General features: G+C 70.2%; 15 protein-coding genes. 12 read left to right on the forward strand and 3 right to left on the reverse strand.

What is annotated here, in order from left to right; genetic code table 11:
- Window positions 1-3: 3 nt before the first annotated feature.
- A complete protein-coding gene (locus tag AC57B8_RS34055; RefSeq protein ID WP_070061594.1) occupies window positions 4-1,038 on the forward strand; it encodes a transporter in 1,035 nt (344 codons plus the stop codon).
- A gap of 21 nt (window positions 1,039-1,059) precedes the next feature.
- Here the strand turns inward: AC57B8_RS34055 and AC57B8_RS34060 are convergent, their stop codons facing one another.
- The gene (locus AC57B8_RS34060) at window positions 1,060-2,001 is read right to left on the reverse strand and encodes a LysR family transcriptional regulator (RefSeq protein WP_159278049.1); all 942 of its coding nucleotides are present in this window, start codon (window positions 1,999-2,001) and stop codon (window positions 1,060-1,062) included.
- 107 nt (window positions 2,002-2,108) lie between these two features.
- On the opposite strand from AC57B8_RS34060, the gene AC57B8_RS34065 reads away from it, so the two are divergent.
- The 8 genes from AC57B8_RS34065 (at window position 2,109) to AC57B8_RS34100 (ending at window position 10,024) form a co-directional block, all read left to right on the forward strand.
- Window positions 2,109-3,095 (forward strand): Bug family tripartite tricarboxylate transporter substrate binding protein, encoded by a 987-nt coding sequence (locus AC57B8_RS34065; RefSeq protein ID WP_496482075.1) that lies wholly within the window; start codon window positions 2,109-2,111, stop codon window positions 3,093-3,095.
- A gap of 7 nt (window positions 3,096-3,102) precedes the next feature.
- Window positions 3,103-4,677 carry a GMC family oxidoreductase gene (locus AC57B8_RS34070; RefSeq protein ID WP_496482076.1) on the forward strand — a complete coding sequence of 525 codons (1,575 nt, stop codon included), beginning with the start codon at window positions 3,103-3,105 and terminating at the stop codon, window positions 4,675-4,677.
- Between the two features lie 120 nt (window positions 4,678-4,797).
- The gene (locus AC57B8_RS34075; RefSeq protein ID WP_496482077.1) at window positions 4,798-5,655 is read left to right on the forward strand and encodes a 3',5'-nucleoside bisphosphate phosphatase; all 858 of its coding nucleotides are present in this window, start codon (window positions 4,798-4,800) and stop codon (window positions 5,653-5,655) included.
- Window positions 5,652-6,629, forward strand: a complete 978-nt coding sequence (locus AC57B8_RS34080) for a DMT family transporter (protein ID WP_307694629.1) — start codon at window positions 5,652-5,654, stop codon at window positions 6,627-6,629. Before AC57B8_RS34075 ends, AC57B8_RS34080 begins: the two co-directional genes overlap by 4 nt.
- Before the next feature lie 16 nt (window positions 6,630-6,645).
- Window positions 6,646-7,281, forward strand: a complete 636-nt coding sequence (locus tag AC57B8_RS34085) for an L-threonylcarbamoyladenylate synthase (RefSeq protein WP_095744107.1) — start codon at window positions 6,646-6,648, stop codon at window positions 7,279-7,281.
- Between the two features lie 43 nt (window positions 7,282-7,324).
- Entirely contained in the window at window positions 7,325-7,996 is a 672-nt protein-coding gene (locus AC57B8_RS34090; protein ID WP_062482125.1) for a site-2 protease family protein, read from the forward strand.
- A 17-nt stretch (window positions 7,997-8,013) separates the two neighbouring features.
- On the forward strand, window positions 8,014-9,345 hold the full coding sequence (locus AC57B8_RS34095; RefSeq protein WP_062482122.1) for a tryptophan--tRNA ligase: 1,332 nt from the start codon (window positions 8,014-8,016) through the stop codon (window positions 9,343-9,345).
- A 76-nt stretch (window positions 9,346-9,421) separates the two neighbouring features.
- A complete protein-coding gene (locus tag AC57B8_RS34100; protein WP_056578680.1) occupies window positions 9,422-10,024 on the forward strand; it encodes a LuxR C-terminal-related transcriptional regulator in 603 nt (200 codons plus the stop codon).
- 148 nt (window positions 10,025-10,172) lie between these two features.
- On the opposite strand, the gene shkS is transcribed toward AC57B8_RS34100, so the two are convergent.
- A complete protein-coding gene (gene shkS, locus AC57B8_RS34105) occupies window positions 10,173-11,588 on the reverse strand; it encodes a surface-behavior sensor histidine kinase ShkS (RefSeq protein ID WP_070061585.1) in 1,416 nt (471 codons plus the stop codon).
- A gap of 198 nt (window positions 11,589-11,786) precedes the next feature.
- Here shkS and AC57B8_RS34110 point away from each other — a divergent pair, with 198 nt between their 5' ends.
- The gene (locus tag AC57B8_RS34110; protein ID WP_496482078.1) at window positions 11,787-12,188 is read left to right on the forward strand and encodes a phage holin family protein; all 402 of its coding nucleotides are present in this window, start codon (window positions 11,787-11,789) and stop codon (window positions 12,186-12,188) included.
- A 28-nt stretch (window positions 12,189-12,216) separates the two neighbouring features.
- Here AC57B8_RS34110 and AC57B8_RS34115 read toward each other — a convergent pair whose 3' ends face one another.
- The gene (locus AC57B8_RS34115) at window positions 12,217-13,587 is read right to left on the reverse strand and encodes an amidohydrolase (protein WP_496482079.1); all 1,371 of its coding nucleotides are present in this window, start codon (window positions 13,585-13,587) and stop codon (window positions 12,217-12,219) included.
- 182 nt (window positions 13,588-13,769) lie between these two features.
- Here AC57B8_RS34115 and AC57B8_RS34120 point away from each other — a divergent pair, with 182 nt between their 5' ends.
- Together AC57B8_RS34120 and AC57B8_RS34125 are read left to right on the forward strand one after the other, a co-directional pair.
- Window positions 13,770-14,720: a LysR substrate-binding domain-containing protein gene (locus AC57B8_RS34120; RefSeq protein WP_496482080.1), complete on the forward strand. Its 951-nt coding sequence runs from the start codon at window positions 13,770-13,772 to the stop codon at window positions 14,718-14,720.
- Window positions 14,721-14,917: 197 nt separating this feature from the next.
- Complete coding sequence (locus tag AC57B8_RS34125; protein ID WP_496482081.1) at window positions 14,918-16,144, forward strand: efflux RND transporter periplasmic adaptor subunit; 1,227 nt, start codon at window positions 14,918-14,920, stop codon at window positions 16,142-16,144.
- Window position 16,145: the final 1 nt, after the last annotated feature.

Genomic DNA, 16,145 nt, shown 5'->3' on the forward strand with positions numbered 1-16,145 from the left:
ACCTTGTCGGTATTTCATGACCTCGCCGCGCAGTCCTATGGCGGCGACGAAGCCGGGCTGATCTGCGGCTACCTGTTCGACGCCGCGGCGCCGGAGCCCGCGCGGGCCATCGATTCGGCGCAGGCCGCCGCGTGGCTGGCGGATGCCGGCCAGCTCGGCGACAGCAACGCCTACGTGTGGCTGCACTTCAACCTGAGCCATGCGCACGCCGAACGCTGGCTGGTGCGGCATGCGGCCCTGTCGGACACTTTCTACGAGACGCTGCACGAAGGCCTGCCCTCCACGCGCATCGAACGCGCGGACGACTCGCTGATCGCGGTCATCAACGACGTGCACTTCGAGTTCAGCTTCGAGCCCTCGGACATTTCGACGCTGTGGATCAGTGTCGGCCCGCGCCTGGTGGTCACGGCGCGCACCAAGCCGCTGCGCTCGGTCGACGCGCTGCGCACGGCCGTGAAGGCGGGCGAGGCGCCGCGCTCCAGCACCGAGCTGCTCGAGCACCTGCTGCGCGCGCAGGCCGACGTGCTGGTGAAGATCGTGCGCGGCGTCACCTCGCGCATCGACCGCATCGAAGACGAGCTGCTGGCCGGGCGCCTGGACCACAAGCGCGCGCGGCTGGGTGTGCTGCGCCGGCTGCTGGTGCGGCTGCAGCGGCTGCTGGCGCCCGAGCCGGCCGCGCTGTTCCGCCTGCTGCAGGGCCCGCCGGCCTGGATGGCCGAGCCCGACGTGCAGGAGCTGCGCGGCTCGACCGAGGAGTTCTCGGTGGTGCTGCGCGACATGCAGGCGCTGCAGGAGCGCATCAAGCTGCTGCAGGAAGAAATCGCCGCCAACGTCAACGAGGACAACAACCGCAGCCTGTTCGTGCTGACGGTGGTCACGGTGCTGGCGCTGCCGATCAACATCCTGGCCGGCCTGTTCGGCATGAACGTGGGCGGCATTCCGCTGGCGGAGCACAGGCACGGGTTCTGGATCGTGGTGGCGATCGTCGCCACCTTCACCGCCGTGGCCGCCTGGACGGCGTTTCGCAAGAAGCGCTGAGGCGCGGCCGCGTCCGCCCAGTCAATCCGACGGCAGCGGTGCGGCGGCCGCGTCCTGCATGCATTGCAGGAAGACGCGCGTGGGCGTGTTCATCGCCTCGCTGCGCAGGCGGAAGGCGCACATGGGGCCGCGCAGCAGTTCGCCCGGCATGGCGATGCGGCGCACGAGCCCGCGCCGCTCGAAGTCTTCGGCGTAATGGTTGGCAGTGGCCCACAGCAGGCCCGAGCTGCGCACGAGGTGCAGCGCGAGCGGGGCCGAGTCGGCCTGGATGTCGGCCGGATGCGGCCCGCCCGGGCGGCGGTGCACCGACAGCATGCGGTCCAGCTTGGGCCGCAGCGGCGTGCGGTGCGGCGGCAGCACCCAGCGCTCGTTGGCGGCCTCGGCCCAGGTCGGCGCGCGCTTGAGCGCCAGCCGGTGCCGCGGCGCCGCCACGATGCTGCTGAACTCCTCGTACAGCGGCGTGACCTCGACGCGGTTGAGGTCGACCGTCCACTCCGCGTGCGCGAGCATGAGGTCGATGCGCCCGTCCTGCAGCGCGCCGTGCAGGTCCTCGATCTCCAGCGTCTGCACCATCGGGCGCACGTGGGGCAGCATCTGCGAGGCCTGCAGCAGCGCGGCCGCGAGCCGCTGCGCCGAGAACACCGGCAGCACGCCCAGGCGCAGCTCGCCGCTCACGCCCACGCGCAGGTCGCGCAGCGACTCCTCGGCCAGCATCAGCTCGCCCAGCACGCGGTCGGCGTGCCGGACCATGCTCAGCCCCGCCGCCGTGGGCGCGATGCGCTTGGTGGTGCGCTCGAACAGCCGCACCTGCAGCGTGGCCTCGAGCTGGGCCAGCGTGCGCGACAGCGCGGGCTGGGTGGTGTTGAGCAGCTCGGCCGACTTGCTCAGGCTGAGCGTGCGGCCCAGCTGGCTGAGCAGCCGCAGCTGGCGCAACGTGAGGTTTCGTTCCAGGAAGGAGGCCATGGCCATTTATATCGGCAACGGTATGAGTACGCTCGGATTTCTCATTTGTCGCCCTCCCCCGGCCTGCCCAGAATCCGCCCACCGCCCTGGCACCCCGGAGACCCGCGATGACCGAACCGACGAAGCGATCCCTTTGCGCCGCCCTCATGGCTGCCGCCCTGCTGGCCGGCCTGCTGCCCGCCGGCGCCGCGGCCCAGGCGTACCCGTCCAGGCCTGTGCGCCTGATCGTGCCGTGGGCGCCCGGCACGCCGGCGGACGTGGCAGGCCGCGTGGTGGCCGAGCGCATGGCGGGCGGGCTGGGCCAGACCGTGTTCGTCGAGAACCGGCCGGGCGCGGCCGGCACCGTGGGCCTGGGCGAGGTGCTGCGCCAGCCGGCCGACGGCTACACGGTCTACATGCTGTCGTCGGCCTCGCTGGTGGCGCCGCTGCTGTTCCCGGGCCAGTCGCTCGACCTGCTCAAGAGCCTGGAGCCGGTCGGCATGACGGCTTGGAGCTACAACGTGCTGGTGGCGCCCGCCGCCTCGGCGCTGGGCTCGCCGCGCGAACTGGAGGCCGCGGCCAAGGCCCGGCCGGGCACGCTGAGCTTCGGCTCCGGCGGCAACGGCACGCCGGCGCACCTGGCCGGCGCGCTGTTCGCCCAGCAGACCGGCAGCCAGCTCACGCACGTGCCGTACAACCAGTTCCCGATGGCGGTGGGCGACCTGCTGGCCGGGCGCCTGGACACCATGTTCCTGACCGCGTCGGCGGCGCTGCCCCACATCCAGGCCGGCAAGCTGCGCGCGCTCGCGGTGACCGGCGCGCACCGCCTGCCGGCCCTGCCCGCCGTGCCCACGATGATCGAGCAGGGCTACGCGGGCTTCGAGCTGCGCTCCTTCGACGGCATGACGGTGCGCAGCGGCACGCCGCGCGAGATCGTCGAGCGGCTCGGCGACGCGCTCGCCAAGGCGCTGGCCGCGCCCGAGGTGCGCGAGCGCCTGGCCACGCTGGCGCTCGAGCCGGAGCCGATGACGCCGGCGCGCTTTCGCACCGTGCTGGCGGCCGAGTCGGACAAGTGGCTGCGCCTGGGCCGCAACGCCGGCATCAAGGCCGACTGAGCGCGCGATGCAGGCAGACATCGTGATCGTCGGGGGCGGCTCGGCGGGCTGCGTGCTGGCCGCCCGCCTGAGCGAAGACCCCGCGCTGCAGGTGGTGCTGGTCGAGGCGGGGCGGCCCTCGCGCAACCCGTGGCTGCGCATTCCCATCGGGTACTTCAAGACGGTGGGCCACCCCCGGCACGACTGGCGCTTCGAAACCGACCCCGAGCCGGAAATGACGCAGCGCCGCCTGCCCTGGCCGCGCGGCCGGGGGCCGGGCGGCTCCAGCCTCATCAACGGCATGCTGTACCTGCGCGGCCACCGCGCCGACTACGACCAGTGGGCCGCGCTGGGCAACCCGGGCTGGGACTGGGACAGCGTGCGCCCCTACTTCGACCGGTCGCAGCCCGCGGCCGATGGGCCGCTGTGGGTGTCCGAGCTGCCGCGCGATGCGCTGTCCGATGCCTTCATCGCCGCGGCGGCGCATGCCGGCATCGCGCCCACGGCCGACTTCAACGGCGGCGACAACAGCGGCGCCGGCTACTTCCGGATGACGACGCGCCACGGCCGGCGCATGGACACCGGGCGGGCCTTCCTGGCGCCGGCGCTGGGCCGGCCCAACCTGCGCGTGCTGTCGGGTGCGCAGGCGACCCGCGTGTGCTTCGAGGGGCGGCGCGCCGTCGGCGTGGAGTGCGTGCGCGACGGCAAGGTCGAACGCGTCTCGGCGCGGCACGAGGTGATCCTCAGCGCCGGCGCCATCCAGTCGCCGCAGCTGCTGCAGCTCTCGGGCGTGGGGCCGGCCGGGCTGCTGGGCCGCCTGGGCCTGCCGGTGGTGGCGCCGCTCGAGGGCGTGGGTCGCAACCTGCAGGACCACCTGCAGGTGCGGCCCAGCTACCGCTGCCAGGGCATCGAGACGCTCAACGACATCGCCCACAGCCGCTGGCGCAGCGCGCGCGAGTTCATGCGCTACCTGCTGACGCGCGGCGGCGCGCTGAATGGCGGCGTCTACCGCGCCGGGGCCTTCTTTGCGGCGAGCGACGAGGCCGCGGGGTGGCCCGATGCGCAGATCCACTTCGGGCTGGTGAGCTTCGAACGGCCGCACCAGCCGCCGCATCCGTTCCCGGGCGTGACGCTGTCGGCCTGCCTGCTGCGCCCGCACAGCCGCGGCGAGATCATGCTGCGCTCGGCCGATCCGCTGGCGCCGCCGTCGATCCAGCCGCGCTACCTGTCGCACGAAGCCGACCGCGCGCTGGCCGTGCGGCTGGTGCGCAAGATGCGCGAGATCGCCGCCGCGCCGCCGCTGGCGCACTACCTGGCGCAGGAGCACGAGCCCGGGCCCGCGCTGGCCAGCGACGCGCAGCTGCTGGACTGGGTGCGCCGCCGCGGCGGCAGCATCTTCCATCCGGTGGGCACCTGCGCCATGGGCCCTGCCGACGACGGCGACGCGGTGGTGGATGCCCGCCTGCGGGTCCACGGCCTGCAGGGGCTGCGCGTGGTGGACGGCTCGGTGATGCCGCGGCTGGTGTCGGGCAACACGAACGCGCCGATCATCATGATTGCCGAGCGTGCCGCCGACCTCGTCAGGAACGACCTGCGCGCCTGAGCGCCCACGGGACGGCGCGCGCCAAGCCGCTTGGGCGATGAGGTTAATGCTATTTATCTAGTAGCACCGCGAAGCATCCACACGCCGGTGTCGGCGGGCGAGAGCGCCTAGAATCGGCCGGTGTCTTCTACTCTCAATGCCGATCTTCACTGCCACTCCGTGGTCTCCGACGGCACATTGACGCCCGAAGCGCTGGCCGCCCGCGCCGCCGCCAACGGGGTCGAGCTCTGGGCCCTCACCGACCACGACGAGGTCGGCGGCCAGCACCGCGCCGCCGCGGCCGCGCGCGAAAACGGCATGCGCTACCTCACGGGCACCGAGATCTCGGTGACCTTCGCGAACGAAACCGTGCACATCGTCGGCCTGGGCTTCGACCCCGACGACGCCGCCATATCTCAGGGCCTGTACGACACGCGCGGCGGCCGCGGCAAGCGCGCGCAGGAAATGTCCGAGGGGCTGGCCAAGGTCGGCATCCACGGTGCCTACGAAGGCGCGCTCAAGTTCGTCGGCAACCCCGAACTCATTTCGCGCACGCACTTCGCGCGCTTCCTGGTCGAGCAGGGCCACTGCCGCGACACCCCCGAGGTGTTCCGCAAGTTCCTCACCGAAGGCAAGCCGGGCTATGTGCCGCACCGCTGGGCCTCGCTGAAGGATGCCGTGCACTGGATCACCGCCGCCAAGGGCATGGCCGTGATCGCGCACCCGGGCCGCTACAAGTTCACGGCCAACGAGGAGTACGCGCTGTTCCTCGAATTCAAGGCGCACGGCGGCCAGGCGATCGAGGTCGTCACGGGCAGCCACACGCCGGCCGAGTTCGTCGAGTACGCCGACAAGGCGCTCGAGTTCGATTTCGCCGCCTCGCGCGGCAGCGATTTCCACAGCCCCGACGAGAGCCACTGCGATCTCGGCAAGCTGCCACCGTTGCCCGGCAGCCTCACGCCGGTGTGGGAACTGCTCGGCCACCGCATCCAGCAGTGAGCCAGAGCCCCGGGCCCGGCATCGACAGCGCGGCCACCGCCGCGCTCGCCCAGGCACGCGCCGCAGCGCAAACCCGCCGCCGCACCGAATCCGAACGCATCCTCGCGGGCATCGGGCTGGTCATCCTGGCGGTGGCCTGCTTCGCCACGCTCGACACCGCCACCAAGTATTCGACCCTGGCCGTGCCGATCCTCATGGGCGTGTGGTTCCGCTACGCCTTCCAGGCCGTGGCCACCACGCTGGTGCTGCTGCCGCTGCGCGGCACGGCCCTGCTGCGCACGCAGCACCCGCGCTACCAGGCGCTGCGCGGGGCGCTGCTGCTGGGCTCGAGCCTCTTTGCCTTTTTGAGCCTGCGCTACATGCCGCTGGCCGAGTTCACGTCGATCGTGCTGATCGCGCCGCTGGTGATCACGCTGCTGGCCGCCACCACGCTCAAGGAGCAGGTGTCGCCGCTGCGCTGGACGCTGGTGGCCGGCGGCTTCATCGGCACGCTGGTCATCCTGCGGCCGGGCGGCGGCAGCTTCAGCTGGGCCGTGCTGCTGCCGCTGGGGCTGGTGCTGACCAACGCCTGGTTCCAGGTGCTCACGAGCAAGCTTGCGCAGACCGAGAACCCGCTGACCATGCACTTCTACACCGGCTGGGTCGGCACGCTGCTGGCCTCGGTGGCCGTGCCCTTCGCCTGGACCGCCCTGCCCTCGTGGGAATGGTGGGCGCTGCTGTGCCTCATGGGTTTCATGGGCACGGTGGGCCACTTCATGCTGATCCTGGCCTACCAGCGCGCGCCGGCGTCCACCCTCACCCCGTACCTGTACGCGCAGATCGCCTTCGCGATGCTGGGCGGCTGGCTCATCTTTTCCCACGTGCCCGACCGCTTCTCGCTGATCGGCATGGCGATGATCGCCGTGTGCGGCGCCGCCGGCGCGTGGCTCACCGTGCGCGAGCGGCGTGTGCCGATCGAGCCTGCGGAATCCTGATCAGGAGCAATTCACCATGGCCCAGTACTTCGAAGTTCACCCCGAGAACCCCCAGCAGCGCCTCTTGAAGCAGGCCGTGGCGCTGCTCGCGCGCGGCGAAGTCGTGGCGGTGCCCACCGACTCCAGCTACGCGCTGGCCTGCCACCTGGACGACAAGGACGCGGTCGACCAGCTGCGCCGCATCCGCCAGGTCGACGACAAGCACCACCTCACGCTGCTGTGCCGCGACCTGAGCGAGCTGGCCAACTACGCGCGCGTCGACAACAAGCAGTACCGCCTGCTCAAGGCCGCCACGCCCGGCCCCTACACCTTCCTGCTCGAAGCCACCAAGGAAGTGCCGCGCCGCGTGAGCCATCCGCAGCGCAAGACCATCGGCCTGCGCGTGCCCGACCACAAGGTGCTGCTGGAGCTGCTGGAGCTGCACGGCGCGCCACTGCTGGCCACCACCCTCATCGCGCCCGGCGAGACCGAAGCGCTGAACGACGCGCAGGAAATCCGCGAGCGCTTCGAAAAGCAGATCGGCGCCGTCATCGACGCCGGCGCCTGCCCGTCGCAGCCGACCACCGTGGTCGACCTCACGCCCATGGGCACGGGCGACGACCCGGTCGTGGTGCGCCAGGGCCGCGGTGCGCTCGCGGTGCTTGGCCTCTGACGAACGGCTCGGCCGCCCCATTCCTCTCTGACACAATCGCGCAGTGGATATTTCCAATCTGATACAGACGGTTCTGATTTACGCACTGCCGGTGATCTTCGCGATCACCGTGCACGAAGCGGCGCATGGCTACGTGGCACGCCACTTCGGGGACAACACCGCCGCCATGATGGGCCGCGTGACGCTCAACCCCATGAAGCACATCGACCCCATCGGGACCATCCTGATGCCGCTGATGCTGTACTTCGCGACCTCGGGCGCCTTCCTGTTCGGCTATGCCAAGCCGGTGCCGGTCAACTTCAACCGCCTGCGCCATCCCAAGCGCGACATGGTGTGGGTCGCGCTCGCGGGCCCGGCCTCCAATTTCATCCAGGCCATCCTGTGGGCCGTGCTGCTCATCGTGATCGTCGCGGCCGGCGTCAGTGAAACCTTTTTCATCAAGATGTGCCAGGGTGGCGTGCTGGTCAACCTCGTGATGTGGGCTTTCAACCTGTTCCCGCTGCCCCCGCTCGACGGCGGCCGCGTGCTGGCCGGCCTGCTGCCCAGCGGCCCGGCGCAGAATTTCCTGGCGCGCATCGAGCCCTACGGTTTCTTCATCGTGATGGCGCTGGTGCTCGCCGGCATCGTCAGCAACTACTGGCTGCGCCCGCTGATGGATGCCGGCTACTTCGTGGTCAACCTGCTCATCACGCCGCTCAAGGCAATGCTGCTCTAAGTTTCTCCTTCCGTCACATGGCTTCGTCTTCTCCAGCTCCCCTGCGCGTCCTGACCGGCATCACGCCGTCGGGCACGCCCCACCTCGGCAACTACGTCGGCTCCATCCGCCACTCGGTGCGCCAGAGCGTCGCGGCCGGCGTCGAGAGCTACTTCTTCCTGGCCGACTACCACGCGCTCATCAAGGTGCAGGAGCCGGCGCTCATCCAGCGCTCCACGCTCGAAATTGCGGCCAGCTGGCTGGCCTGCGGCCTCGACCCCGAACGCGTCACTTTCTATCGCCAGTCGGACATCGCCGAGATCACCGAGCTCACCTGGTTCCTGACCTGCGTCACCGGCAAGGGCGTGCTCAACCGCGCGCATGCCTACAAGGCCCAGCTCGACAAGAACATCGCCAAAGGCGAGGAGCCCGACGCCGACGTGACGGCGGGCCTGTTCATGTACCCCGTGCTGATGGGCGCTGACATCCTGATGTTCAACGCCCACAAGGTGCCCGTGGGCCGCGACCAGGTGCAGCACATCGAGATGGCGCGCGACATGGCGCAGCGCTTCAACCACCAGTACGGCGAGCACTTCACGCTGCCCGACGCCGAGATCGACGATGCGGTCGCCACCTTGCCCGGCCTCGATGGCCGCAAGATGAGCAAGAGCTACAACAACACGATCCCGCTGTTCGCGCCGCGCGCGCAGCTGCAAAAGCAGATCGCCAGCATCGTCACCGACTCGCGCGCGCCCGGCGAGCCCAAGGACACCGAGGGCTCGGCCCTGTTCCAGATCTACCAGGCCTTCGCCAGCGCCGAAGAAACCGAAGCGCTGCGCAAGGCGTACGCCGACGGCATCGCCTGGGGCGACGCCAAGCAGGTGCTGTTCGAGCGCATCGACCGCGAAGTGGCGCCGCTGCGCGCGCGCTACGAGGCGCTCATGAACGACCCGGCCGAGATCGAGCGCATCCTGCTGCTGGGCGCCGAGAAGGCGCGCAAGCTGTCGCGCCCCTTCATGACCTCGCTGCGCCATGCGGTCGGCCTGCGCAACCTCGCGGCGGGCCGCGACGGCGCCGGTACCAAGGCCGCCAAGGTGGCGAAGCCCAGCTTCAAGCAATACCGCGAGAAGGCCGACGGCCTGTTCTATTTCAAGCTGCTCGATGCGCGCGGCGAAACCCTTTTGCAAAGCCGTGGATTCGCGTCACCGCAAGAAGCCGGCCGTACCATCGCCGACTTGCAGGCGCAACGCGGCGCGGCGCTCACGGCACTGGCCGCGCAGCTCGAACCGGTCGACGCGCAACAGGCTCGCGCCGCCACCGAGGCGCTGGAGGCACTGGCGGAGGCAACGTCCACCACCCAGGGACATTGATCCGGCAACAACCCGCGGGCCATCCGTCGGCGGGTGTGACAAGAGAGAAGACGGTGCGATCACAAAGGAAGAAAACATGAGCATTTATGTCATCGACGACCACCCCCTGATGCGCGACGCGATCGTGATGGTCCTGCGTCGCCTGCGCCCCGCCGAGAACATCGTCGAGCTCGAGCGGCTCGACAAGCTCGCCAGTTCGGTCCAGCAGCGTGGCGCGCCCACTCTTTTCTGCCTGGACCTGAAGCTGCCGGACACCAATGGCGTCTCGGGCGTGATCGCGGTCAAGCAGGTCTATCCGAACGTACCGATCGCCGTGTATTCGGCAGCCCCGGCCGCCGACATGGAAGACGCCTGCATCGAGGCTGGCGCTGATACCTACATCGAGAAGTCGGCCAGCTCCAACGAGCTGGCAGCCGCCCTGCGCGGCCTGCTGATGGCCGGATCGGAAGACGACACCGAGGAGATGCCGGCCGCCAACAGCGGCAAGCTCTCCAAGCGCCAGACCCAGCTGATCGCCATGCTCGACAAGGGCATGAGCAACCGCGACATCGCCACCGACCTGGAGATCAGCGAACACACGGTGAAGGTGCACCTGTGGCGCCTGTTCCGCCGTCTGGGCGTGAAGAGCCGTACGCAGGCCTTGCACTATGCACGGACGAATGGATTGCTCTCTGGCTAACCCTCAGGCTTCGCGCACTTCGTGTCGCTTCTCCTCCCCCCTTGCAGGGGGCAACACCTGAGGCCCGGCAGAGCCGGTTCCTCGGTGTTACTGGAAGGAAAAAACCGCGCAACAGCGCGGTTTTTTTATGGGCGCGTCGCTCTTGCGCTCAGCCGCCCGACGCACTCACCCGCGCCTGCGCCACCGCTTCGTCGGCATCGTGCAGCGCCACGCGGAACACGCTGCCGCTGCCCAGGCGCGAGCGCACGCTGACCGGGTGGCCCAGCACGTGCGACAGCCGCGCCACGATGGCCAGGCCGAGGCCGAAGCCGTCGGAGGTGCCGGCGTGGTCGGCAACCTTGTAGAACTCCAGGAACACGTCGCGCAGGTGCTCGGGCGCGATGCCGATGCCGGTGTCCCACACCTCCACGCGCATGCCCTCGCGGGTCTGGCGCGCGGCCAGCAGCACGCCGCCTTCGGTCGTGTACTTGATGGCGTTGGCGAGCAGGTTGCCGATCATGCGGCGCACGCGGATCGGGTCGGTGAGGAACGAGCCCTCGGTCACGTGCACCCGGAAGTCCAGGCCCCGGCTCTCGGCCACGGGGCGGTACTGCAGCTCCAGGTCGTGCAGCAGTTCGGCCACGTCGACGCGCTCGATGTGCAGGCGCACCTGGCCCGCGTCGATGCGCGCCAGGTCGAACATGGAGTCGAACAGCGCGTTCACCGCGTGGGTGGCGCGCACGATCTTCGGCGCGAGTTCCAGCACCAGCTCGGGCTCGTTGCGCAGCCAGTCGGCGTACAGCGACAGCGCCAGCACGGGCTGGCGCATGTCGTGCGCGGCGCTGGCCAGGAAGCGGTTCTTCATGGCCACGGCCGACACCGCTGCCTGCCGCTGCTGCGTGAGCGACTTGATAAGAATGTGGTTGTGGAACAGCAGCTCCAGGCTGTTGCGCGCGGTCTCATGGATGTTGCGGCCGGCGCGCAGCAACAGGAACCAGTGCAGCGCCGGCAGCAGCGGCATGAGGTAGCCGTACTGGAAATGCGGGTGCTGCATGGTGACGGCCACGAGGCGCACCAGCACCGCGCCCAGCATGGTGATGAACAGCGTGTTGACGTAGCGCTTGAGCAGCGGCGGGTGCAGCGCCAGCCCGTTGAGCGGGAAGGTGCCCACGCCGGCCACGATGAGCCAGCTCATGAACTGGTTGACCTGCGGCGTGCGCTCGAAGAACAGCAGCACCGAGCAGCCCCAGACCACCGCGCTCGTGCTCCACACGAAGCCGTAGCGGTCGGTGAACTGCTGCTGCGCGACGGCGCTGCGCCCGGCATAGCGCACGGCGTACACGCGCGCGCCCCAGGCCCGGCAGGCGGTGGCGATGATGCCGGCGGCCAGCCAGGTCAGCAGCTCCCAGCGGGGCACGTGGCCCCAGCTCAGGCCGACCATGGCGGGCATGAGCGCCGCCGAGACGAGGTAGGAGCCGCGCGCCGAGCGCATCAGGCTGCGGATGAGTTCCCCGCGCACCCACGACTCGGCCTCGTCGGCCGACGCCGGAGCGGGTGTCACGCTTGCGATCGACGCATTCGCCATGGATGCATGACCGTGGTGGATTCGGCCAAACCAGAGAAAGATGGAGACAGGCGCCTGCGCAGGCGCCGGAAGTTCGCGATCTTAACGGCCTGTCGGCCATGGTTTCGGGAAGTAACCGCAGAAAATCCGCCCGCCCCGCGCAGCGGTCCGCCGCGACGCCCCGTTTACCATGCGGGCTGCCGACACACACCGCACGCCATGCTGAACAACATCACCCCTTTCCTCGTCCACTGGGCCATCACCGGCATCTCGCTGTGGGTCGCCAGCCACCTCTTCAAGGGCCTCAAGTTCGACAGCACCGCGGCGCTGATCGTGTCGGCGCTGCTGCTCGGCCTGGCCAACGCCGTCGTCAAGCCGCTGCTGATCTTCCTGACGCTGCCGCTGACGCTGCTGACCTTCGGCCTGTTCCTGCTGGTCATCAACGCGCTGATGATCCTGCTGGTGGCGGCGCTGGTGAAGGGCTTCAAGGTGTCGGGCTTCTGGACCGCGCTGTTCGCGAGCATCTTCGTCTCGCTGCTGAGCATCGTCATCGGCTCGTTCGTGACGGGCGGCGACCCGGCCGAGCAGATCCAGATGCCGCAGGGCGGCAACTGGCTCTGACGGGCTCGGGCCGGCCTGAGCGCAGCGCCTAGCGCTGCGCGCCCGCCATGTAATCCACCGTCAGCTGCGTCAACGTGCGCACGCCCACCAGCAGGCTGGCCTCGTCGACGAAGAAGCGCGGCGAGTGGTTGGGCTCGGCCTTGTTCGCGTCGCGGCCGGGCGGCGTGGCGCCGATCATCACGAACAGGCCGGGCGCCTTCTGCGCGAAGAACGAGAAGTCTTCGCCGCCCGTGCCCTTCGGGATCACAATCGGCGTGGCGCCGGGCACGCGCTGCAGGCTGGGCACCATCTTGGCGGTCAGGGCCGGGTCGTTCACGGTCGGGGCGTAGCCGTCGGCCTCGACGCGGACCTCGGCCGTGCCGCCGCCGCTTTGCGCGATGTGCGAGGCGGTCTCGCCCATGCGCTTGATGATGAACTGGCGCATCTCGTCGTCGTAGGTGCGCAGCGTGCCGCTCATCTCCACACTGTCGGGAATGATGTTGTAGCGCGTACCCGCGTTGAAGGTGCCCACGCTGAGCACCGATGGCTCCTTGGTCACGTTGACCTGGCGGCTCGCGATGGTCTGGAAGCCCAGCACGATCTGCGAGCCCAGCACGATCGGGTCAACCCCGCTCCAGGGCTGCGAGCCGTGCGTCTGGCGGCCCTTCACGCTGACCTTGAAGGTGTCCGAGCTCGCGGTGATGGGGCCGCTCTTGTAGCCGATCTGCCCGGTGTTCAGCGCCGAGACCAGGTGCAGGCCGAACACGGCGTCGGGCTTGGGCGCGTCGAAGGCGCCTTCGGCCAGCATGCGGCGCGCGCCGCCGATCTCGGCATTGGGCAGCTTTTCTTCGGCCGGCTGGAAGATCAGCTTCACGGTGCCCGGCAGCTGCGCCTTCATCGAGGCCAGCACCTCGGCCACGCCCATGAGGATCGCCACGTGGCCGTCGTGCCCGCAGGCGTGCATGACGTCGACCGTGGCAAAGCCCCACTGGGCGCGCGCCTTGGAAGCAAAGGGCACGTCGACCTGTTCCTTCACGGGCAGCGCGTCCATGTCGGCGCGCAGCGCCACCACCGGGCCGGGCTTGCCGCCGCGCAGCGTGGCGACCACGCCGGTCACGGCCACGCCTTCGCGCACCTCGTAGCCCAGCGCCTTCAGGTGGGCCGCGACCAGCGCGGCGGTGCGCTTTTCCTGGTTGCCCAGCTCGGGGTGCTGGTGGATGTCGCGGCGCCAGTCGATCACCTTCTGCTCGATGGCCTTGGAGCGCTCGGCGATCAGCGGGTACAGCGGCACGGCGGCGGCCGGCGCGGGCGATGCGGCAGCAGCCGCAGCAGGCGCCTCCTGCGCCGAAGCGCACAGGGACGAGACGGCAAGGACGATGGGCAGGCACAGGCGCGCGGCCGGACGGAATCGGTGGGACATGGTGATGTGTTGTCAGAAAAGCAAGAAAGGGAAGGACCCGCCGGGCGGGAGCCCTTCGTCCGCACGGCCCCCTCGGGCCGGCAGCCGATGCGCCCTTGTCTGCCGCCCGACCCCGTGAGCGTAGGAAGGCCACCGATTGGCGTCCAATCGCTTTTGCATCGACTGATAATGATTGCCTATCGATGGCCGCCGACACGCCCACACCCTCTTCCGTGCTGCACGAGCGGCTGCTCGCGCGGCTGCGCCTGCGCCACCTGAAGCTCATCGACGCGCTGGCCGCGCACTCGCACCTGCGCCGCGCGGCCGAGGCGATCCACATCAGCCAGCCGGCGGCCACGCAGATGCTGCAGGAGGTCGAGGGCCTGCTCGACACGCCGCTGTTCGAGCGCCACGCGCGCGGCATGCGCATCACCGAGGCCGGGCGCCTGCTGGCGCTGCACGCGCGCATGGTGATCGACGCCATGCAGGTGGCCAGCGACGGCCTCGCGGCGCTGGCCGCGCAGGAGACGCGCGCGCTGCGCATCGGCGCCATCGAGGCGGCCATCGCCAGCGTGCTGCAGCCCGCGCTGAACCTGCTGCATGCCCAGCACCCCAAGCTGCGCCTGTTCATCGAGGAAGGCAACATCGAGCGGCTCACGATCGGCCTGCGCGCGGGCGCCTTCGACGCCGTGCTGCTGCGCCAGCCGGCGCGCGTGCCCGACGCCCACCGCTTCGTGCCGCTGCGCAGCGACGAGGTGGTGGTCATCGCCGGCATCGGCCACCCGGCTGTGCAGCGCAAGCGCCTGCGGCTGCGCGACCTCGCCGATTCGCGCTGGGTGCTGCCGCCCGCGCACTTCGCGGTGCGCCAGGTGATGGAAGCGGCCTGGGCCGCCGAACGGATCGTGCCGCGGCCGCATGCCATCCAGGTGCTCACGCCGCAGCTGGTGCGCGCCCTGCTCTCGCAGCCCGACGTGGTGGTGCCGGTGCCGCGCACCGTGCTCGACCAGCTCGACCGCTCGGCCGTGGCCGAGCTGCCGCTGCGCATGAACGCGCCCATCGCGCCGCTGGGCATCCTCTACCGCACCGACAACGAGGTCGGCCCGCTGCAGCTGCTGGTCGATTTCCTCGTCGCGCAGGCTAGGAAGAAACCGTAGCAGGCGGGTTTTTCATGCGGGCAATGCCCCGCTTCACACCCGCTTAACTGTGGGGCCGCACACTCGACGCCACCCGCCAGTCCCCTCCGGACATGGCACGGTTTCCGCTCTGTAAAGTTCGCCGCCCTCGCGCCGCGGCATTGAACTCGACGGCGCGAGCCCGCTCCATCTTTGGCTTTCGTTACTTCTGCCTGTCCATGCCCGTCCACTTCGCCTCCCGCTCCGCCCCGCTCCTCACGGCCCTGTGCATCGCCGCCGCCCTCGCGGGGTGCTCGCGCACCAATGTGGAGGCTCCCGGCGCAGCCAAGGCGGCCAACGCCTCGGCGAAGGAAGTCGGCATCGTCACGCTCAAGTCCGAGGTGCTGGCCCTGAGCACCGAACTGCCAGGTCGCACCGCGGCCCCGGTGATCGCCGAGATCCGCCCGCAGGTCGGCGGCATCCTCAAGGAGCGGCTCTTCACCGAAGGCTCGCAGGTCAAGGCCGGCCAGGTGCTCTACCAGCTCGACCCCGCCTCGCTGCAAGCGGCCCACGCCAGCGCGCAGGCCAGCGTGCGCAAGGCCGAGTCGGCCCTGGCCACGGCGCGCACGGTCGCCAAGCGCAATGCCGAGCTGGTGAAGATCGATGCCATCAGCCGCCAGGTGTTCGACGAGACCCAGGCCGCCGAGCAGCAGGCCGAGGCCGACCTCGGCGTGGCCCGCGCCGCCGAGCAGACCGCGCGCATCCAGCTGGGCTACACGCGCATCACCTCGCCGATCACCGGCTGGGCCGAGCTGTCCACCGTCACGCCGGGCGCGCTGGTCACAGCCAACCAGGCGGCGGCCATGACCACCGTGCAGCAGCTCGACCCGATCCACGTGCACGTCACGCAATCGAGCAGCGAGCTGCTGCGCCTGAAGCGCGAGCTGGCCAGCGGCCGGCTGCAGCGCGCCAGCGAGGCCGAGGCGCGCATCCAGCTGCTGCTGGAAGACGGCAGCCCCTACCCGCACGCCGGGCGCCTCACCTTCAGCGGCGTGACGGTCGATGCCGGCACCGGCAGCGTCACGCTGCGCGCCGTGGTGCCCAACCCCGACAAGCTGCTGATGCCCGGCATGTACGTGCGCGCCGTGCTGCAGGAAGGCGTGAACGACGCCGCGCTGCTGGTGCCGCAGCAGGCCGTCACGCGCGCGCCCGACGGCAGCGCCTCCACGCTGGTGATCGACGCCGAAGACAAGGTCCAGAAGCGGCCCATCCGCATCGGCCGCGCCATCGGCACGCGCTGGCAGGTGATCGACGGACTGGCCGCGGGCGACCGCGTGCTCATGGAAGGCTCGCAGCGCGTGAAGGTGGGCGACAAGGTGCGCACGGTCGACCTGGGCGCGAAGCCGGCCGGTGCTGCCGTCGCGAGCGCCACGCCCGACGCTGCTTCCACCACCCTCGCGCGCTGAG

Source organism: Variovorax sp. BGA-UO-ETr-C22, assembly GCF_059567965.1.